Annotated in this window: 13 protein-coding genes and 11 pseudogenes; 15 read left to right on the forward strand and 9 right to left on the reverse strand. The window is 71.3% G+C overall.

The window, feature by feature from the left end:
• Nucleotides 1-41: 41 nt before the first annotated feature.
• From Pflav_RS48240 to Pflav_RS40675, 5 genes and pseudogenes are all read left to right on the forward strand, one after another.
• Entirely contained in the window at nucleotides 42-779 is a 738-nt protein-coding gene (locus Pflav_RS48240) for an NUDIX hydrolase (protein ID WP_332107841.1), read from the forward strand.
• Nucleotides 773-1,581 (forward strand): annotated as a pseudogene (locus Pflav_RS40660) (ribonuclease HII). The gene Pflav_RS48240 and the pseudogene Pflav_RS40660 overlap by 7 nt, the downstream one beginning before the upstream one ends.
• On the forward strand, nucleotides 1,581-1,904 hold the full coding sequence (locus Pflav_RS40665) for a DUF2469 domain-containing protein (RefSeq protein WP_173041832.1): 324 nt from the start codon (nucleotides 1,581-1,583) through the stop codon (nucleotides 1,902-1,904). Before Pflav_RS40660 ends, Pflav_RS40665 begins: the two are co-directional and overlap by 1 nt.
• 505 nt (nucleotides 1,905-2,409) lie before the next feature.
• Complete coding sequence (locus Pflav_RS46885; RefSeq protein ID WP_377310932.1) at nucleotides 2,410-3,051, forward strand: M23 family metallopeptidase; 642 nt, start codon at nucleotides 2,410-2,412, stop codon at nucleotides 3,049-3,051.
• Nucleotides 3,048-3,272: a hypothetical protein gene (locus Pflav_RS40675; RefSeq protein ID WP_173041833.1), complete on the forward strand. Its 225-nt coding sequence runs from the start codon at nucleotides 3,048-3,050 to the stop codon at nucleotides 3,270-3,272. The genes Pflav_RS46885 and Pflav_RS40675 overlap by 4 nt, the downstream gene beginning before the upstream one ends.
• A gap of 24 nt (nucleotides 3,273-3,296) precedes the next feature.
• On the opposite strand, the pseudogene Pflav_RS40680 reads toward Pflav_RS40675, so the two are convergent.
• The 6 genes and pseudogenes from Pflav_RS40680 to Pflav_RS40705 form a co-directional block, all read right to left on the reverse strand.
• Nucleotides 3,297-4,473, reverse strand: a pseudogene (locus Pflav_RS40680) (aminotransferase class V-fold PLP-dependent enzyme).
• Nucleotides 4,474-4,629: 156 nt separating this feature from the next.
• Nucleotides 4,630-5,517, reverse strand: a complete 888-nt coding sequence (locus Pflav_RS40685; RefSeq protein WP_173042922.1) for a tyrosine recombinase XerC — start codon at nucleotides 5,515-5,517, stop codon at nucleotides 4,630-4,632.
• 405 nt (nucleotides 5,518-5,922) lie between these two features.
• Nucleotides 5,923-7,073: pseudogene (locus Pflav_RS40690) on the reverse strand (DNA-processing protein DprA); the annotation flags it as partial.
• 10 nt (nucleotides 7,074-7,083) lie between these two features.
• Nucleotides 7,084-8,604 (reverse strand): YifB family Mg chelatase-like AAA ATPase, encoded by a 1,521-nt coding sequence (locus Pflav_RS40695; RefSeq protein WP_173041834.1) that lies wholly within the window; start codon nucleotides 8,602-8,604, stop codon nucleotides 7,084-7,086.
• A gap of 337 nt (nucleotides 8,605-8,941) precedes the next feature.
• The gene (locus Pflav_RS40700) at nucleotides 8,942-9,301 is read right to left on the reverse strand and encodes a YraN family protein (protein ID WP_173041835.1); all 360 of its coding nucleotides are present in this window, start codon (nucleotides 9,299-9,301) and stop codon (nucleotides 8,942-8,944) included.
• Nucleotides 9,302-9,407: 106 nt separating this feature from the next.
• On the reverse strand, nucleotides 9,408-10,538 hold the full coding sequence (locus Pflav_RS40705) for a DUF2332 domain-containing protein (RefSeq protein WP_173041836.1): 1,131 nt from the start codon (nucleotides 10,536-10,538) through the stop codon (nucleotides 9,408-9,410).
• A gap of 107 nt (nucleotides 10,539-10,645) precedes the next feature.
• On the opposite strand from Pflav_RS40705, the gene Pflav_RS40710 reads away from it, so the two are divergent.
• The 9 genes and pseudogenes from Pflav_RS40710 to Pflav_RS40750 form a co-directional block, all read left to right on the forward strand.
• Nucleotides 10,646-11,425 carry a hypothetical protein gene (locus tag Pflav_RS40710; RefSeq protein ID WP_173041837.1) on the forward strand — a complete coding sequence of 260 codons (780 nt, stop codon included), beginning with the start codon at nucleotides 10,646-10,648 and terminating at the stop codon, nucleotides 11,423-11,425.
• Between the two features lie 356 nt (nucleotides 11,426-11,781).
• A complete protein-coding gene (gene rpsB, locus Pflav_RS40715) occupies nucleotides 11,782-12,675 on the forward strand; it encodes a 30S ribosomal protein S2 (RefSeq protein ID WP_173041838.1) in 894 nt (297 codons plus the stop codon).
• 42 nt (nucleotides 12,676-12,717) lie between these two features.
• Nucleotides 12,718-13,548, forward strand: a complete 831-nt coding sequence (tsf, locus tag Pflav_RS40720) for a translation elongation factor Ts (RefSeq protein ID WP_173041839.1) — start codon at nucleotides 12,718-12,720, stop codon at nucleotides 13,546-13,548.
• Between the two features lie 348 nt (nucleotides 13,549-13,896).
• Nucleotides 13,897-14,631, forward strand: a pseudogene (gene pyrH, locus Pflav_RS40725) (UMP kinase).
• Nucleotides 14,632-14,688: 57 nt separating this feature from the next.
• Nucleotides 14,689-15,245, forward strand: a pseudogene (gene frr / locus Pflav_RS40730) (ribosome recycling factor).
• Nucleotides 15,246-15,297: 52 nt separating this feature from the next.
• Nucleotides 15,298-16,334: pseudogene (locus tag Pflav_RS40735) on the forward strand (phosphatidate cytidylyltransferase).
• A 45-nt stretch (nucleotides 16,335-16,379) separates the two neighbouring features.
• Nucleotides 16,380-17,511 (forward strand): annotated as a pseudogene (gene rlmN, locus Pflav_RS40740) (dual-specificity RNA methyltransferase RlmN).
• Between the two features lie 5 nt (nucleotides 17,512-17,516).
• Nucleotides 17,517-18,700 (forward strand): annotated as a pseudogene (locus Pflav_RS40745) (DivIVA domain-containing protein).
• A pseudogene (locus Pflav_RS40750) lies at nucleotides 18,697-19,059 on the forward strand (sugar nucleotide-binding protein); the annotation flags it as partial. The pseudogenes Pflav_RS40745 and Pflav_RS40750, both read left to right, overlap by 4 nt.
• 81 nt (nucleotides 19,060-19,140) lie before the next feature.
• Here Pflav_RS40750 and Pflav_RS40755 read toward each other — a convergent pair.
• Nucleotides 19,141-19,407, reverse strand: a complete 267-nt coding sequence (locus Pflav_RS40755; protein ID WP_173041840.1) for a DUF2631 domain-containing protein — start codon at nucleotides 19,405-19,407, stop codon at nucleotides 19,141-19,143.
• Between the two features lie 101 nt (nucleotides 19,408-19,508).
• Between Pflav_RS40755 and Pflav_RS40760 the strand changes: the two genes are divergently transcribed.
• Entirely contained in the window at nucleotides 19,509-21,056 is a 1,548-nt protein-coding gene (locus Pflav_RS40760; RefSeq protein ID WP_173042924.1) for a Rieske 2Fe-2S domain-containing protein, read from the forward strand.
• 52 nt (nucleotides 21,057-21,108) lie between these two features.
• On the opposite strand, the pseudogene Pflav_RS40765 reads toward Pflav_RS40760, so the two are convergent.
• Nucleotides 21,109-22,269 (reverse strand): annotated as a pseudogene (locus Pflav_RS40765) (phytoene desaturase family protein); the annotation flags it as partial.
• Between the two features lie 290 nt (nucleotides 22,270-22,559).
• A pseudogene (locus Pflav_RS48245) lies at nucleotides 22,560-22,733 on the reverse strand (FAD-dependent monooxygenase); the annotation flags it as partial.
• Nucleotides 22,734-22,741: the final 8 nt, after the last annotated feature.

Consider the following 22,741-nt stretch of genomic DNA (forward strand, 5'->3'; position numbering starts at 1 on the left):
GTGAAACCTTGGGAGTGCTCACCGAGTGGTGAGGCCTCGGGGTGCTCACCGGGTCTCGAAGCGAAGCAATAGGCTGGGGCCGTGGACGTTATCCCCGCCGGGCGGCCCGGGTGCTGCTCGTCGACGGTAACGACCGCGTGTTGCTGTTTCGTGGCTTCGACCCGGCCCGGCCGCACCATCGCTTCTGGTTCACCCCTGGCGGTGGCCTCGACTCCGACGAGTCATTCGCGGTGGGCGCCGCCCGCGAGCTCGCCGAGGAGACCGGCCTGCGGCTGGCCCCGGAGGAGCTGGGCGCGCCAGTGTGGGACGAGGTGACGGAGTACCCGTTCGACGGCCAGTGGTACCGGCAGCGGCAGGAGTTCTTCCTGGTGCGCGTGCGAAGCTGGGAGGTCGACACGGGCGGCTTCGACCAGGTGGAGCGCGACTCGATCGACGATCACCGGTGGTGGGAGGTGGGCGAGCTGGAGTCGACCGACGAGCGGGTGTACCCGAAGGATCTCGCCACCCTGCTGCGGCGCCTGCTGCCGCAGGGCCCAGCCTTGGGCGGCAGTCTTCCCGCTGGCGGTGGTGGCTTGAGCGGGCTTGCGTCGGGCGGCGCCCTTGCCTCTGACGGCGGTGCTGGCGGGGTAGTGCCTGGTAGCCGTGTTGCCGGCGGTGGTGGCTCGGGTGGGCTGGCTTCGGGTGGTGGTCTTGTGGTCGGGGACGGCGCCGGTGCGGCGGCCTCTGATGGGGGTCTTGCGGCCGGAGATGGCGCTGGCGTCGCGGAGGCGCCGTGTTGACGCCGCCGCGGACGGTGGTCCGCCGGGAGGGTGGCATCTACGCCCTTGAGCGGGCGCTACAGCGCCGCGGCTTCCGCATCGTGGCCGGTGCCGACGAGGCCGGCCGAGGCGCCTGTGCTGGGCCGCTGGTGGCCGCCGCGGCCATCCTCCCGAGGGCAAGCGCGGCGAGATCGACGAGCTGACCGACTCCAAGCTGCTCACGCCCGCCGCCCGCGAACGCGTCTACGCCGAGGTGGTCAAGCGCGCCCTCGCCTACGCCGTCGTGATCATTCCGGCCGCCGAGGTGGACGCCCGCGGCCTGCACGTGTGCAACCTCGCCGCGATGCGCCGCGCGCTGGCCACGTTGACCACCCGCCCGGAGTACGTGCTGACCGACGGCTTCGGCGTCGACGGGCTGGGCGTGCCCGGGCTCGCGGTGTGGAAGGGCGACCAGGTGGCCGCCTGCGTGGCTGCCGCCAGCGTGCTCGCCAAGGTCACGCGAGACCGGATCATGGTGGACCTGCACGAGCGCTTCCCGCAGTACGGCTTCGACGAGCACAAGGGCTACGTCACGCCCGAGCACAGCGCCGCACTCTCCGCTCACGGTCCGTGTGCGGAGCATCGCTTCTCGTACGTCAATGTGGCCACCGTCTCCGGCCGCGACTCCCGCCCTCCACGGTCCCGCCGACCCGCGGTCGTCGGTGTGCTCGATCCGATAGAGCAGGCGATCCCCGCAGGGGGTACCGTCGGCGTGGCGTTGGCCGAGGGGGCGCGGCTGCCGCTGTCGGTGGGGGAAGATGTGGCCATGGAAGGCGGAGTGTGATGAGCGCAGAAGATCTCGAGAAGTATGAAACCGAGATGGAGCTGCAGCTCTACCGGGAGTACCGCGACATCGTCCGCCAGTTCTCCTACGTGGTCGAGACCGAGCGCCGCTTCTACCTCGCCAACCAGGTCGACCTACACGTTCGCAACTCGGACGGCGAGGTCTACTTCGAGGTCGAGATGCACGACGCGTGGGTGTGGGACATGTACCGTCCCGCCCGTTTTGTGAAGAACGTGCGCGTAATGACCTTTAAAGACGTCAACGTGGAGGAGCTGGAGAAGCCCGACATCTCCCTCCCAACCGAAAACGGCTTCGGCAGCTAGCCCGCGGGCCTCCTAGCAGATCAACAAGCTTTTCGGGCGTTATCCACAACGGGCCCGGCCATCCACAGGATGACCGCGGCCCGATTGCCTTCTTCCCCGGGTACGGCCGACGCTCCCCTCCATGCACGCGTTGGTATGGCTGTTAGCGATCATGCTGTCTCTGCCTGATCCGGTGCCGGCTGTGGCCGGGGCGCCGGGCTTCGTTCCAGTGCCGGCTGCGTCCGTGACCTCGGGCTTTGTTCGGGTGCCGGTCGTGGCTGTGGCGTCGGCTCCTGTTGGGGTGCCTGTTGTGGCTGGGGCTTCTCGGTGGTCCTTGGCGCGGCGGTGCTCGCCGTCGAACCCGCCCTGGCCAGTTGGGACAGGGCCGGGTCACCTGGCCAGGTTCGCTCCGCCGCGTTTGGGTCCTGTCCGGGTGCCCGCCGTGTCTCGAGCCTCGGGGTTCAATTGGGTGCCGGCGGTGTCCGGGGCCTCGGATTCGGTTCAGGTGCCGGCTGTGGCTGGGGCTTTGGGGCGTGTCCAGGTGCTGGCGGTGTCTGGGACCTCGGGTTTCGTTTGCGTCCCGGCTGTGTCTGGGAGCACTGTTACCATCCGGGCGCCGCTGGTGGCTTGGCCCTTGGGTTCCGTTTGGGTGCCGGCTGGGGCTGGGGGCTCGGGTCTTGTCTGGGCTGGCGCGGTGGCGCCCCTGCCCGCCGGGTCGTTCCGGTGGCCGTTGGACGGGCCGCCGCGGGTGGTGCGTCGCTTCGACCCGCCGCCGCGTCCATGGCTGGCTGGCCACCGCGGCGTCGACCTGGCGGCCTGGCCGGGTGCCCCGATCCGTGCGGCGGGCGCCGGCACGGTCCACTTCGCCGGGCTCGTGGCCGGCCGTGGCGTCGTCAGCGTCACCCACCCGAACGGGCTGCGCACCACCTACGAGCCCGTCGAGCCGGCCGTCCGCGCGGGACAGGCGGTGGCGCCCGGTGACCAGGTCGGGGCCCTAGCTGCGGGGCACGCCGGCTGCCCTGTGGCGGCCTGCCTGCACTGGGGCCTGAGACGCGGCGAGGAATACCTGGACCCGCTCGCCTTGCTGGGCCTGGGCCGAGTGCGTCTGCTGCCGTTGGGAACGGTTCCCATTTCGTCTTCGGCTCGCCTCGCCGGAGTTGTCCGATGACCGCCGAGCGATTCGCCGTGCCTGAGCAGCATGCGGGTGGACGGGCGCCGGAGGTGGTCGACGAGCCGGAGTGGCGGACTCGACTGCGCGCGGCCGTCGAGCGCACGGTGAGCCAGCGCGCCGCCCGCGACGAGCACCGGCGGGCCCTCACCGCCCGCCGCGCGGCCGGCCTACAGGCCCGCCAGGCCGCCCGCCTGGCGCGGTTGGACGAGATTCCATGACGGCCGGCTGGGCGGGCCAGCCGCTTAGCGGAGTCGGCGCAGGAAGTCGGGCAGCTGTTCGGCCAGCCGGTCGTACTCGTCTCGGCGGTTGTAGACCTGGCCACAAAGCCGCAGCCACCCACGGCCGCTCCACGACATCACTCCCACGACGGCGGCAAGCTCTTGCTCGATCAGCCTGGGGAGATCCTCCGCCGCCTCGAAGGTCGTCGCTATGCCGCGGGCAACGGCAGGATGCGCATCGCCACCTCGGGGAGCCGGGGTCGGGCAGCTCCTCCGGAGTCAGGCCGAGCGCGGCCCCCACCACCCGCTGGCCGTACGCGGCGAGGTCGGCGTTGTGTGCCCGTACCCGCTCCGCGCCGAGCGTCCGTAGAAAGAAGAGTCCGGTCGGCGTGGCCAGCCATGGTGAGTAGTCCAGCGTGCCCTGCCACTCCACACGCGCCGGGTAGCCGCTGTGCTGCTGCCACGAGATGGCCAGCGGGTCGATGCGCTCACGCCAGGGCGGGGCGACGCTGAGCAGGGCGGTGCCGCGCGGGGCGTACGCCCACTTGTGCAGATTGCCCACCCAGAAGTCGGCGCCGATCGAGTCCACCGAGACCGGCAGCATGCCCGGCACGTGGGCGGCGTCGACAAGCACCGGTACCTCACGCTCGCGCGCTGCCGCCACGATCTTCTCGACGGGGAAGAGCCGGGCGGTCGGTGAGGAGATCTGGTCGACGATGAGCAGCCGCGTGCGCCCAGGCCGGAGTGCCTGCGTCACGGTTGCGGTGACCTCGTCGTCGTCCGCGTCGAGCGGCACACCGACGGTGCGGACGGTGGCACCCGTACGGCGGCACTCACGCTCGGCGGTGAAGGCGATCGCCCCGTACCGGTGGTCGGTCATCAGCACCTCGTCACCCGAGCGCAGCCCGAGCGACTGAAGCACGATCGCCGCACCGATGGTGGTGTTGCCGACCAGTGCGGCACCCGCCGGGTCCGCGCCGAGGAAAGTGGCGATGTAGCGGCGCGTGTGCGCGATGCGATCCGGCAGGTCGCGGAAGTAGCGGATCGGGTTGGTCTCGCCCTCGTCACGCACCCGCTGCTGCGCCCGCTGTACGGCGATGGGGACGGCTCCGCGAGCGCCGTGGTTGAGGTATGCGATAGCGGGGTCGAGCGAGAAGCTTTCCCTGATGCGGTCCCAGCCGACTTGTACGCCCTCGACCACCGTGCCTCCCACGCACCAACCCTACGCGCCGTCAGGCAGGTCCCGACACGCCAGCGTGTGTACGCCGGCGAGTGCTTCGCCGAGGAGTCCACACCCGGCATCGGAAAGGGACATCGCCCTTGGGGCTGGCTTGAACCCCGAGCCCGCCTGAACCTCCTACGCGCGGGGATGGGCCTGGCGGTACGCGGCGCGGAGGCGTTCGACGGAGACGTGGGTGTAAATCTGGGTGCTGGACAGGGATGCGTGGCCGAGCAGCTCCTGAACCGCCCGCAGGTCGGCGCCGCCCTCCAACAGGTGGGTCGCTGCGGAGTGGCGGAGGCCGTGCGGGCTGGTGTGTGGCAGGCCGGCGGCGCGGGCGTAGCCGCTCACCACGCGTCTCGCGATCGTGGGCTGTAGGCGGCCGCCGCGGGCGCCGAGCAGGAGGGCGTCGCCGCTGGCGGGGGTGGCGAGGGCGGCGCGGCCGAGGCGGAGCCAGTCGTCGATCGCCTCGTCGGCGGGGAGTCCATAGGGGACGGAACGTTCTTTGGCGCCCTTGCCGAGCACGCGCACCACGCGGCGGCCGCGGTCCACGTCGGGCACGTCGAGGCCGCACAGCTCGCTGACCCGGATGCCGGTCGCGTACAGCAGCTCCAGCAACGCGCGGTCGCGTAGCAGTACCGGGGATGCCTCGTCCCCTGGGGCGAGCACCAGCGCTTGGGCTTGGTCGGCGCGGAGCACGGCCGGCAAATCGCGGTGGGCCTTCGGGCTGGCCAGCTGGGCGCCGACGTCGGTGGCGAGCCGGCCGACGCGGTGGGCCCAGGCGCTGAAGGTACGGGCCGACGCGGCTCGGCGGGCCAGTGTGGTGCGGGCACCGCCCAGCGTGCGGAGCTTCGCCAGCCAGCTGCGCAATACGGCGATGTCGATGTCGGCCGGCTCGGCGCAACCCATCAGCGTGGCGTGGTCGAGGAGCGAGACGATGTCGCCGACGTAGGCCCGGACGGTGTGGGCCGAGCGGTTGTCGACGCGGGCGAGGTGGTCCGCGAAGTCGTCGACCGCCTCGCGCATCAGCTCGGGCAGACCCTCGTGGATCGCCCGGATGCTGATGCTCTTTCGCTTCACATGGCTGACCGTGGAAGCCAGGGCCGGTTGGTGTCAAGGCGCCGCGCCGGCTCTGCGCTCCTTCGACAGCCGTGAGCGGGCCGCGCGGCGGGTGCCAGGGGCACTCGCGGGAGCGGGCTCAACCGCACGGGCCTCGGGCGGCGACGTGCCAGCTTCAGGCGGTGAGGCGCCTCCTTGAGGCGTTGAGGCGCCAGTTTCGGGCGTTGAGGCGGCTCCTTCGGGTGGTGAGGTGCCTCCTTGGGGCGGTGCGGCGCCTCCTTGAGGCGGTGAGGCCTCTGCCTGATCTGCCTCGGCAGGAGGTGTGGCGGCTGCGGGCGACGCCGCTGCGGCCCTCGCCGGGCGGGACTTGGCAGCGATCGTGTAGCCGCCGCCGCGCCGGGCCACGAAGCCCAGGCTCTCTAGCAGCGTGAGCTTGCGCATCACCGTACGGAGGTCGAGGCCGGCGCGGGCCGCCAGCTCGTCGGGGCCGACGGAGCCGCGGCGCGGGACCGACTCCAGCACCATCGCCGACTCGACGTCGAGGCCGTCGTGCGGCCGCTCGGGGCCCGCGGCCGGGGTGCGAGGTCGCTGCCGATGTGGCCGATCTCCTCCAGGACGTGGGCGGCTCCGGTGACAAGTCGTACCTCTGGGCGCTCGCGTAGCAGCTCGTGGCAGCCCACCGACATGGCGGACGTGACCGGGCCGGGCACCACCATCGGGCTGCGGAGGAGCGCGATGGCGCGGCGCAGCGTCTGGCTGGCGCCGCTGCGGGCGGACGCCTCGATGACCACGGTGCCGCGAGTAGCGGCCGCGATCACGCGGTTGCGGATAAGGAAGCGGTGGCGGACCGGCACCGTGCCGGGCGGCCACTCGCTGATGAGCAGGCCGCCGTCGGCGATGCGGTCGAAGAGGCCGGTGTTGCCGGACGGGTAGGGCTTGTCGACACCGGACGCCAGCACCGCGACGGTGAGCCCGCCGGCGTTGAGCGCGCCCCGGTGCGCGGCGGCGTCGATACCGTGGGCGCCGCCGGAGACGACGGTCCACTCCCGCTCGGCCAGCTCGTACGCCATCGTGGTGGCCACGTGTTCGCCGTAGTGGGTGGAGGCCCGCGCACCCACCAGCGCTACCGACTGGGCGAGCGTCTCGTCGAGCCGGGGTGCGCCGCGCACCCACAGGCAGAGCGGCGGTGCGACGTCGCGGTCGATGCGATCTTTGGCCGGCCGGCCGAGTAGCTGGGTGAGGTCGCGCACGGACCGCGGCCACTCGTCGTCTTCCGGGATGACGATGCGGGCGCCCAACCGCTCGGCGCGGCCGAGTGCCGCCTCGGCCACCGCGCGTGGATCGCCAGCGCCCATCCGGGCCTCGGTCGCGCCGCGCAGCTGCGGGTCGGACACGTCACCCTCGACGAGTCGCTCCAGCGCGCGGAGTGGGCCGTTGGCATTGACCATGCGGTACACGGCCTCGTTTCCCGGCTCGATCAGCCAGTGCAGCGCGATCCGAGCCAGTCGAACCTGCTCGTTCACAGAACCTCCCTCATGGGGCTATGCCAGTGCGTAGCTGGGTGGCCTCGAGTACGTCATCACCGTCCGGCCGATGCCGACCGTCGAGGTCGGCGATCGTCCAGGCGAGCCGGAGGATGCGATCGAAGCCGCGGGCGGAGAGCGAACCGTGGTCGAGGCGCATGCGCAGCGCCTTCAGATCGGCGGCCGGCAGGCGCCACGGCGGTCGCCGAAGTGCCGCGCCGGGCACGTCGGCGTTGGTCCGCCAGCCGTGCTCGGACCAGCGCGCCGACGCCGCCGCCCGCGCCTTGAGCACGCGGTCGGCCACCACGGCGGACGGCTCGCTCCTCGACTCCGGCGCCATCAGCTCGGCGGCGCCGAGTGGATCGAGCGTGACCTGCACGTCGATCCGGTCGAGCAAGGGGCCGGAGATACGTCCGATGTAGCGGCGGCGGGCCTGCGGGCTGCACTCGCAGAATTGATCGCCTGAGGGCTTTGCGCAGGGGCAGGGATTTGCCGCGAGCACCAGTTGAAACCGTGCGGGGTACTCGGTCGCGCCGTCGGCCCGGCGCAGCAGGATGCGGCCGGTCTCCAGCGGCTGCCGCAGCGCGTCGAGAGCCCGGCCTGCAAATTCGGCTGCTTCATCCAGAAAAAGCACACCATGGTGTGAAAGCGACACGGCGCCCGGTCGGGCCAGACCGGAGCCACCGCCGACCAGGGCCTGGACGGTGGCGGTGTGGTGCGGGGCCTGGAAGGGCGGCCGGCGCCGCAGCCGCCCGCCGGGTGGCAGCACGCCGGCGATCGAGTGCAAGGCGGTTACCGCGAGCGCGGCCTCGTCGTCGAGCTCGGGCAGGATCGACGGCAGGCGCTCGGCCAGCATGGTCTTGCCGGCGCCGGGCGGGCCGAGAAGCGCCACATGATGCGCGCCCGCCGCGGCCACCTCGATCGCGCGCCGGCCCAGCGCCTGGCCGGCCACCTCGGCGAGGTCTGGCCCTTCCGGCTCGGCCTCCGGCCCGCCCTCGGGCGGGTCGAGCAGCGGCACGCCGTCGCGCACGAACGCGACAAGCCGGTGCAGCGTGTCGACGGCCTTGACCTCGACGCCGGGCACTACCGCCGCCTCCGTGGCGTTGCCGAGCGGCACGACCACGCGGCTGATCCCAGCCTCGGCGGCCGCCGCCACCATCGGCAGCGCGCCGCGCACCGGGCGGACTGTGCCGTCGAGCCCAAGTTCGCCGAAGATGGCGACCTCGTCGAACGCGGCCAGCGGCAACTCGCCCGCACCGCCAAGCAACACGACGGCGATGGCCAGGTCGAAGGCGGAGCCGGTCTTGCGCATGCCGGCCGGCAACAGGTTGACCGTGATGCGGCGGCTGGGCCAGCGCTGCCCCGAGTTGACGATCGCGGCGCGGACGCGGTCGCGCGCCTCGTTGAGCGCGGTGTCGGGCAGGCCGGAGAGCACGACCGCAGGCAGCCCCGGCGACAGGTCGGCCTCCACCTCGACCAGGTGACCGGTGACGCCGGTCAGCCCCACCGACAGCACCTTCGCGTAACTCATGGCCGTCCTCGCTTCGCTGCTGGCGGCCGTGAGCCTTTGTGCGCGCTGTGCTTCTTGGTCCGCTTGCTGCGCTCCCGTATGGCCGCCCCCGCTTCGCCGTAGCCGGCTACAAGGCTCGCTGCGGACAGGCGCGAGTCTCGCCGTCCTTGCTGTGCCGCGAGGCGCGCCACAGCCAGCCGCGAGCCTCGCTGGCCCCATGCTTCGCCGCCGGCGCGAGCCCTGCCGCAGCCGGCCGCGAGGCGCGGGCCTCGCCGTCCTCGTTTGGCCGCGGGCGTGAGCCCGGCCGCAGGTGGCGGCGAGCCTCCGTGTGCGCTGGGCCGGTCGGCTCGCTCGGTCATCAGAAGACCCCGCGCAGGTGCTCGACGCGGGCCGCACCCCGTCGCTGCGGGAGCACGGATACTACGTCGAAGCGTACGTCGCGGGCGTGCTCGTCGTGCTCCTGGAGCCAACGCACCGCGAGCCGGCGTAGCCGCCGTGCCTTGGCCGACACCACCGCGCTGGCCGGCGGGCCGAACTCCAGGCTGCGGCGGGTCTTCACCTCGCAGAAGACGATGTCGTCGCCGTCGCGCGCGATGATGTCGATCTCACCGTCGGCGCACCTCCAGTTGCGCTCGACGATCCGAAGGCCCGCCTCGACCAGGTGGGCGACCGCTCGCCGCTCGCCGTACGCACCGACCGCCAATGTCGCCGTCGTCATGGGACCGAGCATGTGGGGGAGGGGGTGGGTGGGGCGCGGGGTCCACGATCGATATGTGGACGGGCGGGTGGGCTGTGGAGAGCCGGACAATCATGCGGTGGATGTGTTATGAGGCGGGCGCGTACGCGTACTCCCGCTGGACCCACTCCAACCACTGGCCGTGCGGGCCGGTCCGGGCCAGGACCTCGACGGAGGCCCGGCCGCCCCGCCACGCGACAAGCGTGAGCAGCCCCACGGCCAGCACCCCGCGCGGGCCCGCCTCGGCCGGGCGCCCGGTGAAGAGCTCCGCGCCGCACTGGGACGCCTCGTTCAGCACGACGGTAAGGTCGCGCCGCGCCCCGAAGTCGGCCAACGTGGCGGCCAGGCGTCCGCGGTCGGCGGTGGACAGGTACATGAGCGCGTTGGACGTGAAGACGCACGGCACCGCACCCTCGTCCACTGTGGACAGCACGGCGGGCAGGGTGGCGACCATCTCGCCGGCCACCAGGCGCGGCCGGGCGGCGGCCACCTCGGCCAGGGCGGCGTCGAGCCGGGCCAGCCGTTCGACGTGCTCGGGCCACACGCAGGCGCGCAGCCACTCGGTGGCCCGCGGGTCGGTGGCGTCCACAGGGGACAGGTCGATGCCGACCCGGTCGGCCACGGCGATGTCGGCCGCCACCGGTGACGGCCACCGATCGCCGCGCACCTCGCAGCTCATCGTCAGCCCGCCGGCAGGACCGTAGGACTCGACCCGGTCGCCGTTGCGGTACTCGCAGGCGTACCGGTCGCTGATCAGCAGCAGCCCCGCGCTGGTCCCGAGCTCGACGAGCGCGAGTGGCCGCCCGGTCATCTCCGCGGCGCGGCCGAAGGCCGGCCGCAGCAGGGCCGCCCGGCGTGCCTCGTTCGTCTGGGTCGTCCTTGTCGCGCAGAGTGCGGTGAGATCGTCGCGATGCCCGGCCACGAGGTCCGCGAGCGCCGCCGGCATGCCGCTGTCCACGTCGCGCGCGCCACCGAGCGTCGGCAGGTACGCGGCGAGCGGGTGGTCCCGCGCGACAGTGCGCAGGATGTACTGCACCGCGGCGAAGAACAGGATCGCCCGCCGCTGGTCCGGCGGGGCGGCGAGTAGCGGCTCACCGAGCTCGGGGCGGTCGGCGACGGCCGCGGACAGGTACTCGTACCGGATCGAGTGGCCGCGGAACTCCTTGCGTGCGAAATGCCGGAAAGTCCGGGTCAGCAGGGCGGCGTCCACCGGTCTCATGCCGGGATCGTGCCGGCGCGCCGCCGGCCGCGCAGCGACGCCGATCACAGGCCTTTGCCCGCTTTGCGCAAGTGGCCTTATCACGCCGGTTCGCATACCGTGCGGCCGTGGACCCACAAAGGAACGCTTCCGACCAGGCAGATCGCGGCTGGTATGACCGCCGGCACGGCGAGCCTGAGTGGGAGGGTTACCGGCTGCCTGGGCCGCGCGGCGCGGGGGACGCGCTGGAGGCCGACCCGCTCTCGGGTGGCTCGCGCGCGGCGCCGCAGTCGGGGTACGACCCGCAGAGCGGCTATGGGCACCTGGGAGGCCCGGCGATCGAGGTGCCGGCGTATGGGGTGCCGCCGTACAGCGCACCACCCGCGCCACCCGCGCCTGCGCCGGCCGCGTACGAGATGCCGCAGAACACGCTCCCGCCGCAGGCCTCGTTCGAGCCCCAAGCCTCGTTCCAGCAGCCGACCAGCGTGGTGCCGCCGGTGGCGCCCCGCCCCGAGGGTGAGCCGATGGAGACCCAGCGCTTCCACACCGAGGCGATCGACAGGGCCGCGCTGCGCCGCCCGCCCGCGCCGCCGGCCGAGGGGGTCTACCGGACAAAACGCCCAGCGGCGGGCATGGTGTTCGCGGTACTCACCGCGGTCTTCGAGATCCCGGCGCTGCGCCTGCTCGCGGACGGCGCGATCGGCGGCCCCGTGGTCGCCTCCGGTGTGGTGGCCGGCACGTTCCTGGTGGCCGGGCTGCCGCTGGTGGCGTTGGGGCTGTATGCGCTGGTCACCGGCGCCAACCGGCTCCCCGGCGACGGCGGAGGCGCGCAGGCGTGGCTGCGGCCGCCGACCGCGTACCTGCCGGTAGGCCTGATCCTGCTGGTCGCGGCGGCGCTTGCGGCCTAAACCCCGCCCGGCGCGGCATCCAACCCTGCCCAACAAGGTCGCGGCGGCGTAAACCGCACGCGGCGCCGGCATCCAACTCTGCCGGCAAGGTCGTGGCGGCGCTCGTGGCTTGCCCCCCCGGCGGCGCCGCGTATCCAGCCCGCCGGCCGACCGGACGGTGTGGGGCGTACACTCGTCTACTGGCGACCGCCTCGAGGCGGCCGACCTCGCGCGCCCTCCCCACGGCATCGTCCATGGGGCGACGGTCCCCTGGTCCCGACGCATGTCGGGCCCACCTCGGCCGGCGACCAGGCGCCAGGACGCCTGGCCGACCGGCCCGGCGTGACAACCAGGGAACGCACGAGGAGCACCCCACCATGGCCGTAGTTACCATGCGCCAGCTGCTGGAGAGCGGTGTCCACTTCGGGCACCAGACTCGCCGCTGGAACCCGAAGATGAAGCGGTTCATCTTCACCGAACGCAATGGCATCTACATCATCGACCTGCGCCAGACGCTCGACTACATCGAGAAGGCGTATGACTTCGTCCGCAACACCGTCGCCGAGGGCGGCAGCATCCTGTTCGTCGGCACCAAGAAGCAGGCCCAGGAGGCGATCGCCGAGCAGGCGACGCGGGTCGGCCAGCCGTTCGTCAACCACCGCTGGCTCGGTGGCATGCTGACCAACTTCCAGACCGTGTACAAGCGGCTCCAGCGGATGAAGGAGCTGGAGTCGCTCGACCTGACCGGCACCGCCGCGGGGTACACGAAGAAGGAGACCCTCCAGCTGTCCCGCGAGAAGGACAAGCTGAGCCGCACGCTCGGTGGTCTGCGTGACATGCAGAAGGTGCCGGCCGCGATCTGGGTGGTCGACACCAAGAAGGAGCACATCGCCGTCGACGAGGCCCGCAAGCTGGGTATCCCGGTGATCGCGGTCCTCGACACCAACTGCGACCCGGACGAGGTCGACTTCCCGATTCCGGGTAACGACGACGCGATCCGTTCCGCCGAGCTGCTCACCAAGGTCGTCGCCACGGCCGTGGCCGACGGCCTGATCGCCCGCTCCGGACGCGCCACCCGAAGCGGCGCCGAGGAGAAGCCCCAGCCCGGTGTGGTCGGCGCCGACGAGCCGCTGCCCGAGTGGGAGCGCGAACTGCTCGAGGACACCGAGAAGAAGGCGGACGAGCCGGCGCCGGCCGCCGCTGAGTCGGCGCCCGCTGCTGCTGAGTCGGCGCCCGCTGCTGCCGAGCCGGCGCCCGCCGCTGCCGAGTAGGACCGAAAGCCAGTCGACAACCCACGACCCAAAGAGAGAGTCATGGCCAACTTCACCGCCGCGGACGTCAAGAAGCTCCGCGACCTCACCGGCGCCGGCATGTTGGACGCCAAGAAGGCGCTCGAAGAGGCAGAGGGCGACTTCGACAAGGCCGTCGAGGTCCTGCGCATCAAGGGTGCGAAGGATGTGGGCAAGCGCGCCGGGCGCACGGCCGCCAACGGTCTGGTGGCCCACTCGGGCAAGGCGCTTCTGGAGCTCAACTGCGAGACCGACTTCGTCGCCAAGAACGCCGACTTCGTCGCGCTGGCCCAGCGCCTGGTCGAGCACGGCGACCAGGCCGGCGTGACCACCACCGAGGAGCTGCTCGCCTCGGCGCTCGAGGACGGCCAGACGGTCGCCGACGCGGTGCAGGACCTGTCCGCCAAGATCGGTGAGAAGCTGGTGCTCAACCGCTACGGCGTCGTCGACGGCACCGCCGCGGTCTACCTGCACCGCAAGAGTCAGGACCTGCCGCCGGCGGTCGGTGTGCTGGTGGCGTACACCGGCAAGACCGACGAGGCGGGCGACGCCGACGCTCGTGCCGTGGCGATGCAGATCGCCGCGATGCGCCCGAAGTACCTCGCCCGCGACGAGGTGCCGGCGGACGTTGTCGAGTCGGAGCGCCGCATCGCCGAGCAGACCGCGCGCGAGGAGGGCAAGCCGGAGGCGGCGCTGCCCAAGATCGTTGACGGTCGGGTGAACGCCTTCTTCAAGGACTTCGTCCTGCTGGAGCAGGCGTCGGTCGCCGACAACAAGAAGTCGGTCAAGCAGGTGCTGGCCGCGGCCGGCATCGACGTGACCCGCTTCCTGCGCTTCGAGGTCGGCCAGGCCTGACCGGCCTGGCCGGGCCTCCGGCCAGCGGAGAAGGTTCCGGAACTCAAGCACAGCCGAGGAGGCCGCTGGTGGACGAGACAGTCGCCGCGGCCTCCCGTGCCGTGTCCGCCGGATCGCAGCAGGGATCCGGCGGGCCAACACGGCGACCGGCGGCGCGTTCGCCGAAAGCCGAGGGGTCGGCTCGCACCGACAAGATCCACCGGGCAGGCCCTTGTCACGTAGTGTGAGCGTCAGCGCCGGTGCCACCGGAGCGCGCCACAGCAGCACCACCGGCATCACTCGCAAGACAGCCAACGACGGCGGAAGGCGGACCGGATGACGCAGACGGTGGCGGGAGAGCCCGCGACGATGGACGATCCGACCGCGCCGCCCCCGGGCGTGCGCGCCGGGTCGTGCTCAAGCTCTCCGGCGAGGTCTTCGGCGGGGCGCGGTCGGCGTCGACCCCGACGTCGTGCAGGCCGTGGCCCGGCAGATCGCGACCGTCGTGCGGCGCGGCATTCAGGTCTCCGTGGTGGTCGGCGGTGGAAACTTCTTCCGCGGCGCTGAGCTACAGAAGCGCGGGATGGACCGGGCACGTGCCGACTACATGGGCATGCTCGGCACGGTCATGAACTGCCTGGCCCTCCAGGACTTCCTGGAGAAGGAGGGCATCGAGACCCGGGTGCAGACCGCGATCAACATGGCCCAGGTCGCCGAGCCGTACATCCCGCTGCGCGCCATCCGTCACTTGGAGAAGGGCGGGTCGTGATCTTCGGCGCGGGTGCCGGCATGCCGTACTTCTCCACCGACACGGTCGCCGCGCAGCGGGCCCTGGAGATCCGCGCCCACGTCGTGCTGATGAGCAAGAACGGCGTCGACGGCGTCTACACCGCCGACCCCCGTACCGACCCCACCGCCGTGAAGCTCGACACGATCACCTTCGACGAGACGCTTCAGCGGGGCCTGCGGGTCGCCGACGCCGCCGCGTTCAGCCTGTGCCGCGATAACGGGCTGCCGATGCTGGTGTTCGGCGCCGAGGGCGACGACACGATCGTCAAGGCCGTGGGCGGCGAGCGCATCGGCACGCTGATCACCGCGAACTAGCGAGCGCATCGGCACCCTGATCACTGCGAACTAGCTAGAAGGGAGGCGACGAGGCAGGTGATCGACGACACCCTCCTCGAGGCCGAGGAAAAGATGGAGCGCGCGGTCGAGCACGCCAAGGAGGAGTTCGCGGCGATCCGCACCGGGCGCGCCAACGCGGCGATGTTCTCCAAGATCATCATTGACTACTACGGCAGCCCAACCCCGCTGACCCAGATGGCTTCCGTGGGCACCCCGAGCCGCGGATGGCCATCATCAAGCCGTACGACGCTTCGCAGCTCAGCGCGATGGAGAAGGCGATCCGCGACTCCGACCTCGGGGTAAACCCCAACAACGAGGGCAACCAGCTGCGCATCCTGCTGCCGCAGATGACCGAGGAACGCCGCCGCGACATGATCAAGGTGGCCCGCCACAAGGGCGAGGAAGCCAAGGTCGCCATCCGCAACGTGCGCCGCAAGGCCAAGGAAGAGCTGGACCGCATCGTCAAGGACGGCGAGGCCGGCGAAGACGAGGGCCGCCGCGCGGAGAAGGACCTCGACGACACCACGCAGAAGTACGTCACGAACATCGACGAGCTCGTCAAACACAAGGAAACCGAGCTGCTCGAGGTCTGATGTCGCAACTCGACCCTTACGGCAACCCGACGCCCAATCGGACACCCGACCACTGGGTGCCGGATCCGTGGCTGGACCAGCCCGACCGCGAGCCGGCGGGGACGACTGGTCGACCCGCAATGGGCACGTCGACGCGCCGTACACCGGGTCGGGTGACCTTTCGTACTCGGAGGGTGAGGCCGACACGGCGGCGTACCCGCAGGTCCGCCGCCGCCCGCAAGCGCCCCCGGAGCCGGAGCCCGAGCCGGTGCGCCCCCGCCGCCCAGGTCCTGGAAAGCGGCGGGCGACCGGTCGGGCCGGCCGCAATCTGCCGGCGGCGATCGGCGTCGGCATCACGCTCGGCGCGGTGGTCATCGCGTCACTGTTCGTGTGGCGGCCGGCGTTCCTCGCGGTGATCGCGATCGCCGTCGCCGTCGCGGTCTGGGAGATGAGCCGCGCGGTGCGCGCGGTGGGCGCGCATCCGCCGGTGGTGCCACTCGCCGCCGGGGCCTGGTCACGACCGGGATGGCTTGGTACGCGGGTGAGGACGCCCTCATGCTCGGCTTCCTTGTCACGCTGCTGGCGGCGCTCGTGTGGCGGCTCGCCGACGGCTTCTCCGGCTACGGGCGGGACGCGGCGGCGGCCACGCTGATCGCGGTGTACGTGCCATTTCTTGGCGGATTCGCCGCGCTGCTCGCCGAGCCCGACGACGGTGCGCGCCGCGTGATCGTCACCCTCGCCGCCGTGGTGCTTTCCGACACCGGTGGGTACGCGGCCGGTGTCTTCCTCGGCAAGCACCCGATGGCGCCCACGGTCAGCCCCAAGAAGTCCTGGGAAGGGCTGGTCGGCTCGCTCGTGGCGGCGGCGGTGGGTAGCGCCATCCTGCTCTACTTCCTGCTCGACGTGGAGCTGTGGTGGGGTGCCGTGTTCGGCCTGGCGCTCTCCATCGCGTCGGTACTGGGCGACCTTGCCGAATCGATGCTCAAACGCGACCTGCGCATCAAGGACATGAGCAATTTGTTGCCAGGACACGGTGGCCTGATGGACCGGCTGGACTCCGTGCTCTTCGCGCTGCCGACCGCGTACCTGCTGCTGGCCGTCTTCACCTGACACGAGTCCGCGCCAACTGCGGGCGCATGGGAGACTGGACGAGCTATGACGAGCCTGCCAGTACTCCCGCTCAGTCCCGACGCGCCCGGGCGCCGCCCGGCGCTGCCCCCACGACACTTAGCCGACCTCGATCTCGCCGGTCGGCAGGCGCTGTTGGCGGAGCTCGGCGAGCCGGCGTTCCGGGCCAAGCAGCTGTCCACCCACTACTTCGGCCGCCTGGTGCGCGACCCGGCGCAGATGACCGACCTGCCCGCCGCCAGCCGCGATCGGCTGGCCGAGTCGCTGATGCCGCGGCTGCTCACGCCGGTGCGCGAGCTGGCCTGTGACGGCGGCGCCACGCGCAAGGCGCTGTGGCGGCTGCATGACGGCTCGCTGGTGGAGAGCGTGCTGATGGGATACCCCGATCGGGTCACGGTCTGTATCTCCAGCCAGGCCGGATGCGGCATGGCCTGCCCGTTCTGCGCCACCGGCCAGGCCGGCCTCACCCGTAACCTGTCGACTGCCGAGATCGTCGACCAAGCCGTCTACCTGGCCGGCGTCGCCGCGTCCGGCGCGGTCACCGGATCGCCGCCCCGGCTGTCGCACGTGGTGTTCATGGGCATGGGCGAGCCACTGGCCAATTACTCTCGCGTGGTCGATGCGGTCCGGCGGCTCTGCACGCCGGCACCGGAGGGCCTGGGCTTTCGCAACGCCATGTGACGGTCTCGACGGTGGGACTCGTGCCAGCGATGCGTAGGCTTGCTGGAGAGGGACTCTCCGTAACCCTTGCGCTGTCGTTGCACGCGCCCGATGATGAGCTGCGCGACGAACTTGTGCCCGTCAACCAACGCTGGAAGGTCGCAGAGGTGCTTGACGCCGCGTGGGACTACGCCTCCCGCACGGGTCGCCGCGTGTCCGTCGAATACGCGATGATCAGGGATGTGAACGACCAGCCGTGGCGAGCCGACCTGCTGGGACGGCTTCTCAGCGGGCGGCTGGCGCACGTGAATCTCATTCCGCTCAACCCGACCCCGGGCAGTCGCTGGGACGCGAGCCCGAAGCCGGTCGAGCGGGAGTTCGTCCGGCGGTTGCGCGAGGCCGGCGTTTCGACCACAGTGCGTGACACGCGGGGCGGGAGATAGACGGCGCGTGCGGACAGCTGGCCGCCAGCGAGACCGGCAGCGCGGACGGAAGGTGACATAGGTGGCTAGTCAGGGTCAGCGGTTCCGGCGCCGGGCGCTGCGTCGCGGTTACAAGGTCGACGAGGTCGATGCGTTCCTCGACCGCGTGGAGGCCACCCTGGCGGGCGAACCAATGGGTGCGCCGGTCGCTTCGCAAGAGGTCCACGACGTGGTTTTCCGCGTCCGCTTCGGCGGTTACGACGAGTGGCAGGTCGACCTTCACCTCGACCGCGTCGAGCGGCAGCTCGCCGAGTTGGAGGAGCGCGGCGGCTATGGTCGTGGCCCCGAGCGCCTTGGCCCGCCCGACCGCCTCGCTCCCGCCGACCGTATGGGTCCGCCCGACCGTATGGGTCCGCCGGATCGCATGGGTCCACCGGACCGTATGGGCCCGCCCGACCGCATGGGCAGCGGCCCCATGACGGAGCGCATCGGTCCGCCGCTCCGTGACGACCGCATGTCTCCGTCCGGCCCGCCGATGCCCCAGCGGCCGATGCCCGCCCAGGCCGGCCCCCGCCCCGCGACCCGTATGGGCGCTACGACGAGCAGGGTGGCTACGACCAGGGCGGTTACGAGCAGGCTGGCTATGGCAGCAACGGCGGCTTCGATGGCCCGCCCGGCCGTGGCGGTTTCGACGGTCCGCCCCAGCGCGGTGGCTTCGACGGTCCGCCCGGCCGTGGTGGCTTTGACGGTCCGCCGCAGCGTGGTGGGTTTGACGGTCCGCCCGGTCGTGGTGGCTTTGACGGCCCGCCGAATGGTGGTTTTGACGGTCCACCGACCGGTGGCTTCGGCCCGCCTCCCGGCGGCTTCGGCGGCCCGCCGGACGACAGGTACGGCGGCGAGGATCGCTTCGACGGCTTCGCCGAGCCCGGCCGGCACGGCAAGGACATGACCACCGAAATGCGGCTCGGCGGCCCACCGTCCATGGGCGGCCCGCCGCAGGGGATTCCCGGCCTGCCCCCGGAGCTACAGCGGATCGACCAGCTGCGTCGCGCCTTCCAGGTGCGCCGGTTCGGCAGCGGCTACGACCCGGCCCAGGTCGACCGCCTCTTCGAGGGCATCCTGAATGCGGTGACCGGCCGCGGCCCGATGCCGATGAGCCCCAACGAGATCGACCGGGCGCAGTTCGGGCTTGTGCCGGGCGGCTACTTCGAGGCTGAGGTGGACGCCGCGCTCAAGGAGGTCAAGGACATCCTCCGCGGCCAGTGAGCCCGTCGCCCGGACCGATCCTGGTCGTGGGTGGGAGCGGCCTTCTCGGACGGGAGCTCACCCGCCAAGGGCGACTCGCGGGTCATCGCGTCGTCGCGACCTTTCACCGTGGCGCACCCGCCGTCGCCGGCGTGGACTGGCGGCACCTGGACATCCGCATCCGCGACGACGTCACGGCCCTGATCCTCGCGGTACGGCCCGATGTGGTCGTGAACGCCGCCTACCAGCAATCCGACTGGGCGACCACAGCCGATGGCGGCACACACGTCGCCCTCGCGGCTGCCGCGGTCAGTGCGCGCCTTGTGCACGTGTCCAGCGACGCGGTCTTCTCCGGTACGGCGGACAGCTACGACGAGTCGCACACGAACACGCAGGCGCGGTTGGTCACGCGGCTACGCGGTGCGCGCGAGTTCCTGATACCTACGCCGAGGTGAGTGAGGCTAGGAGCGGAGGCCGTTACGGCGCAGGATCACGTCGCCCACGAGGGCCAGCAGCAGTCCGGCCGCGATGACGATCAGGAAGATGTCCTCGGTGCGGCCCTGGTGGTTGCCGAACAGCATCGACAGCAGGATCACGGCCACCACGAATGCGGAAATGCGGGAGGCCTTACGGCTGCCCGGCTTGCGCTGGTCCGGTGAGGTCACCGGCTCGCTACCCGCCACCTTCGGGTCCTTCCCCTCGATCCGATCTAGGCCTAAGTCTGGCATGGCGAGAATGGCGCCCCGCGCCGGGATCTGGCTACGCGCCCGGTAGCGTCGGTACGTAACCTCACTGCGACGTCAAACCGAGTGGAGGTAGTGCGGTGCGAGTGACGGGTACGGGGCACGCGAGCATGCGGATCGACACAGCCGCGGGCAGCATCCTGTGCGACCCGTGGGTCAACCCGGCGTACTTCGCCTCCTGGTTCCCGTTTCCGGACAACTCCCAGCTCGACTGGGAGAGCCTGGGGCAGACCGACTACCTGTACGTCTCCCACCTGCACCGGGACCACTTCGACGCCGAGCACCTCAAGCGCTTCATCTCCAAGAAGGCGACGGTGCTGCTGCCGGCCTACCCGACGAGCGAGCTTGAGGACCAGCTGCGCGAGCTGGGCTTCACGAGCTTCATCGAGACCACGACGAACGAGGTCATGGAGCTCGACGGCGGCCTGAAGGTGATGATCCAGGCGCTGACCTCGCCCACGGACGGGCCGATCGGCGACTCGTCGCTGTGGGTGGAGTACGACGGGGTGCGGCTGCTCAACCAGAACGACGCCCGACCGACCGACCTGGCCACGTTCGCCGAGCTGGGTCACGTGCACGCGCACATGCTTCAGTTCTCCGGCGCGATCTGGTACCCGATGGTCTACGAGCTGCCGCAGTCCGCGAAGACCGCGTTCGGCAAGCAGAAGCGGGACCGGCAGTTCGACCGCACGTTCCGCTACATCGACGACCTCAAGGCGTCGTACGTCTTCCCGATCGCCGGGCCGCCCTGCTTCCTCGACGACGAGCTGTGGCAGTTCAACGACATCTTCGGCGACGAGGGCAACATCTTCCCGGACCAGTCGGTCTTCATCCGGGAGTACGCCAAGGTCGGCGGGGACAACGGCGTCGTGCTGCTGCCGGGTTCGGTGACCGAGCTCACCACGGAGTCGTGCACCACGACGCACCCGACGGACGTGGACCAGTACTTCGCGAACAAGAAGGCCCACCTCATCGAGATGCGGGAGCGCAAGCGCCCGATCATCGAGGCGGCGAAGGCGTCGTGGCGGCACCCCGAGATCGACGTGCTCAAGGAGATGAAGCGGATCATCGAGCCGCTCCTGGACGAGTCGATCTACCTGGCCAAGGGAGTGGGCGGGCCGGTCCGCTTCGACCTGGTCGGCTACGACGGCGAGTCGGTCGAGTCGATCGTGGTGGACTTCCCGGGCAAGCAGGTGCGGCCGTACGGCGACGAGAAGGTCCGCTACCGCTTCCGCACCGAGCGCGCCCTGGTGGAGCACCTGCTGTACATCGGCGAGGTCGACTGGGTCAACTCGCTCTTCCTGTCCTGCCGCTTCTCCGCGGCCCGGATCGGCCAGTACAACGAGTACATCTACGCGTTCTTCAAGTGCCTGTCCGAGGAGCGGTTGCAGTACGCCGAGGGCTGGTACGACGAGCACCTCAAGAACGCCGACCAGGAGGACATCCGCCTCGGCGACTGGGTCGTGCAGCGGCGGTGCCCGCACCTGAAGGCCGACCTGACCCGCTTCGGCGTGCTCGACGGCAGCCAGCTCACCTGCCAGCTGCACGGGTGGAGGTTCGACCTGGACAGCGGGCGCTGCCTGACCAGCGCGGGGCACGAGATCCGCGCGAGCAAGGCCCCAACCGGCGGTTGATCAGGGAGTTGGTGCGGCGACACGTGGTACGACACGCCCGCCAAGTCCCTGATCAACGCGGAGGGCGGCCTAGGTCGCGGAGGATTTTCTGGGCGGCGTTGTGGCCTGCCGCGCCGACTACGCTGCCGGCTGGGTAGCAGCCGGCAGAGCCGGCGTATACGCCGTCTACGCCGGTCGCGTAGGGCATGCGGTCGGTGAAGGACACCGTGTTGTCGACGTGGTGGATGTGCCCGCCGGTGATGCCGAAATGCCGCTCGATCCCGGCCGGCGTCAGCGGGAACGCGTCCGCCACGAGCGCGGACGTGCCCGGCGCGTACGAGTCGCAAATGGACAACAGGTGCTCCACATAGGAGGGGACCTGATCGTCGGTGAGCGTGGCCGGCACCGACTGTACGAACAGCGCCGACGAGTGGTGCCCACCCTGGTCCTGTAGTGACGGGTCGACGGTCGTGTGCACGTACCACTCGATGGTCGGCTCGGCCGGCAGCCGCCCCGACATCACGTCCATCCACATCGCACGGAGCGAGGCCAGCGGCGAGTCCTGGTAGGGCAGCAGGTGGATCGTCGCGCCGAACGGGCTGGGTGCCTCGGGCGGCAGGCATGGGAAGCGGGGCAGCCCGGCCAGCGCCATGTTGACCTTGAGGGTCGTGCCGGGGCGGCGGACCCCCGCCATCCGCGCGGTGAGCTCCGCCGGCAGCGCGCCGTCGGGCATCAGCTCGATCAGCCGGAACGGATCACACGCGCCAAGCACGACCTTCGCGCGTACCGCCTGGCCGTCGTCCAGGACCACGCCGGACGCCGCGCCGCCGTCGAGGGTGATCTCCTTTACCCGGGTACCGGTGAAAAGCTGGGCCCCGGCGGCGCGTGCGGCGTCGGCGAAGGTCCGCGAGACGGTGCCCATGCCGCCCTTGGCGATCATCCAGGTGCCGTCCGCGCCGGGGAGCCGGCACATGTTGTGCACCAGGAAGTTGTGGCCGGTGCCGGGGTCGTCCGGGCCGGCGTTGAGGCCGGAGAGGCCGTCGGTGACCACGTACATGGAGACGAGCAGCTCCGACCGGAAGTCGAAGCGGGCCAGGTAGTCGGCGACCGAACCGCGTACCAGGTCGATGAAAGCCTCCTGGAGCGACGGCCGGATGTAGCGCTGCGCGGTCTCCTCGACGGGCAGTGGCTCGGCCAGCCACGCGGGGCGAGGTCGTCGCGGAGCGCGCCGATCTCGGCCTGCATGGCGTCGTCGGCGCCCACGTCCTCGGGCGAGAAGAAGCGCATCATCTGGGCGCGGGTGGCCTCCCGGTCGGAGCCGAAGAGCAGGTACGCGTCGCCGCGCGTGGGCAGGAAGTAGTGCGGGTCGCGGCGGAGCACCGGGATGTCCACGTCGAGCGTCTTGAGCAGCTCGGGCGGCATGAGACCGAGCAGGTACGACCCGGTCGACTGCCCCAGCCCCGGCACCCGCGGGAACGGGTGCTCGGTGCGCGCCGCGCCGCCGAGCACGTCGGCCGCCTCGAGCACCACCACGTCGAGGCCGGCCCGGGCCAGCAGCACCGCCGAGACGAGCCCGTTGTGTCCGGCTCCGACAATCACCACGTCCGCGCGTTCAGGCACTCTGCCTGCCGCCGCTCTGCCGCTCGGCGCTCGGCCGCCGTCGTGGTCAAGGTCCGTAGCCTCGCGACTCCCGCTCATGCCACGCA

This window comes from Phytohabitans flavus, assembly GCF_011764545.1.
Taxonomy (GTDB): Bacteria; Actinomycetota; Actinomycetes; order Mycobacteriales; family Micromonosporaceae; genus Phytohabitans; species Phytohabitans flavus.

What these genes read in the sequence shown, in the direction of transcription:
- Pflav_RS40665 (WP_173041832.1), top strand. Translation starts at nt 1,581, where the DNA reads ATGAGCGCAGAAGATCTCGAGAAGTATGAAACCGAGATGGAGCTGCAG.
- Pflav_RS40675 (WP_173041833.1), top strand. Translation starts at nt 3,048, where the DNA reads ATGACCGCCGAGCGATTCGCCGTGCCTGAGCAGCATGCGGGTGGACGG.
- Pflav_RS40685 (WP_173042922.1), bottom strand. Translation starts at nt 5,517, where the DNA reads ATGCGCGAGGCGGTCGACGACTTCGCGGACCACCTCGCCCGCGTCGAC.
- Pflav_RS40695 (WP_173041834.1), bottom strand. Translation starts at nt 8,604, where the DNA reads ATGAGTTACGCGAAGGTGCTGTCGGTGGGGCTGACCGGCGTCACCGGT.
- Pflav_RS40700 (WP_173041835.1), bottom strand. Translation starts at nt 9,301, where the DNA reads ATGACGACGGCGACATTGGCGGTCGGTGCGTACGGCGAGCGGCGAGCG.
- Pflav_RS40705 (WP_173041836.1), bottom strand. Translation starts at nt 10,538, where the DNA reads ATGAGACCGGTGGACGCCGCCCTGCTGACCCGGACTTTCCGGCATTTC.
- rpsB (WP_173041838.1), top strand. Translation starts at nt 11,782, where the DNA reads ATGGCCGTAGTTACCATGCGCCAGCTGCTGGAGAGCGGTGTCCACTTC.
- tsf (WP_173041839.1), top strand. Translation starts at nt 12,718, where the DNA reads ATGGCCAACTTCACCGCCGCGGACGTCAAGAAGCTCCGCGACCTCACC.
- Pflav_RS40755 (WP_173041840.1), bottom strand. Translation starts at nt 19,407, where the DNA reads ATGCCAGACTTAGGCCTAGATCGGATCGAGGGGAAGGACCCGAAGGTG.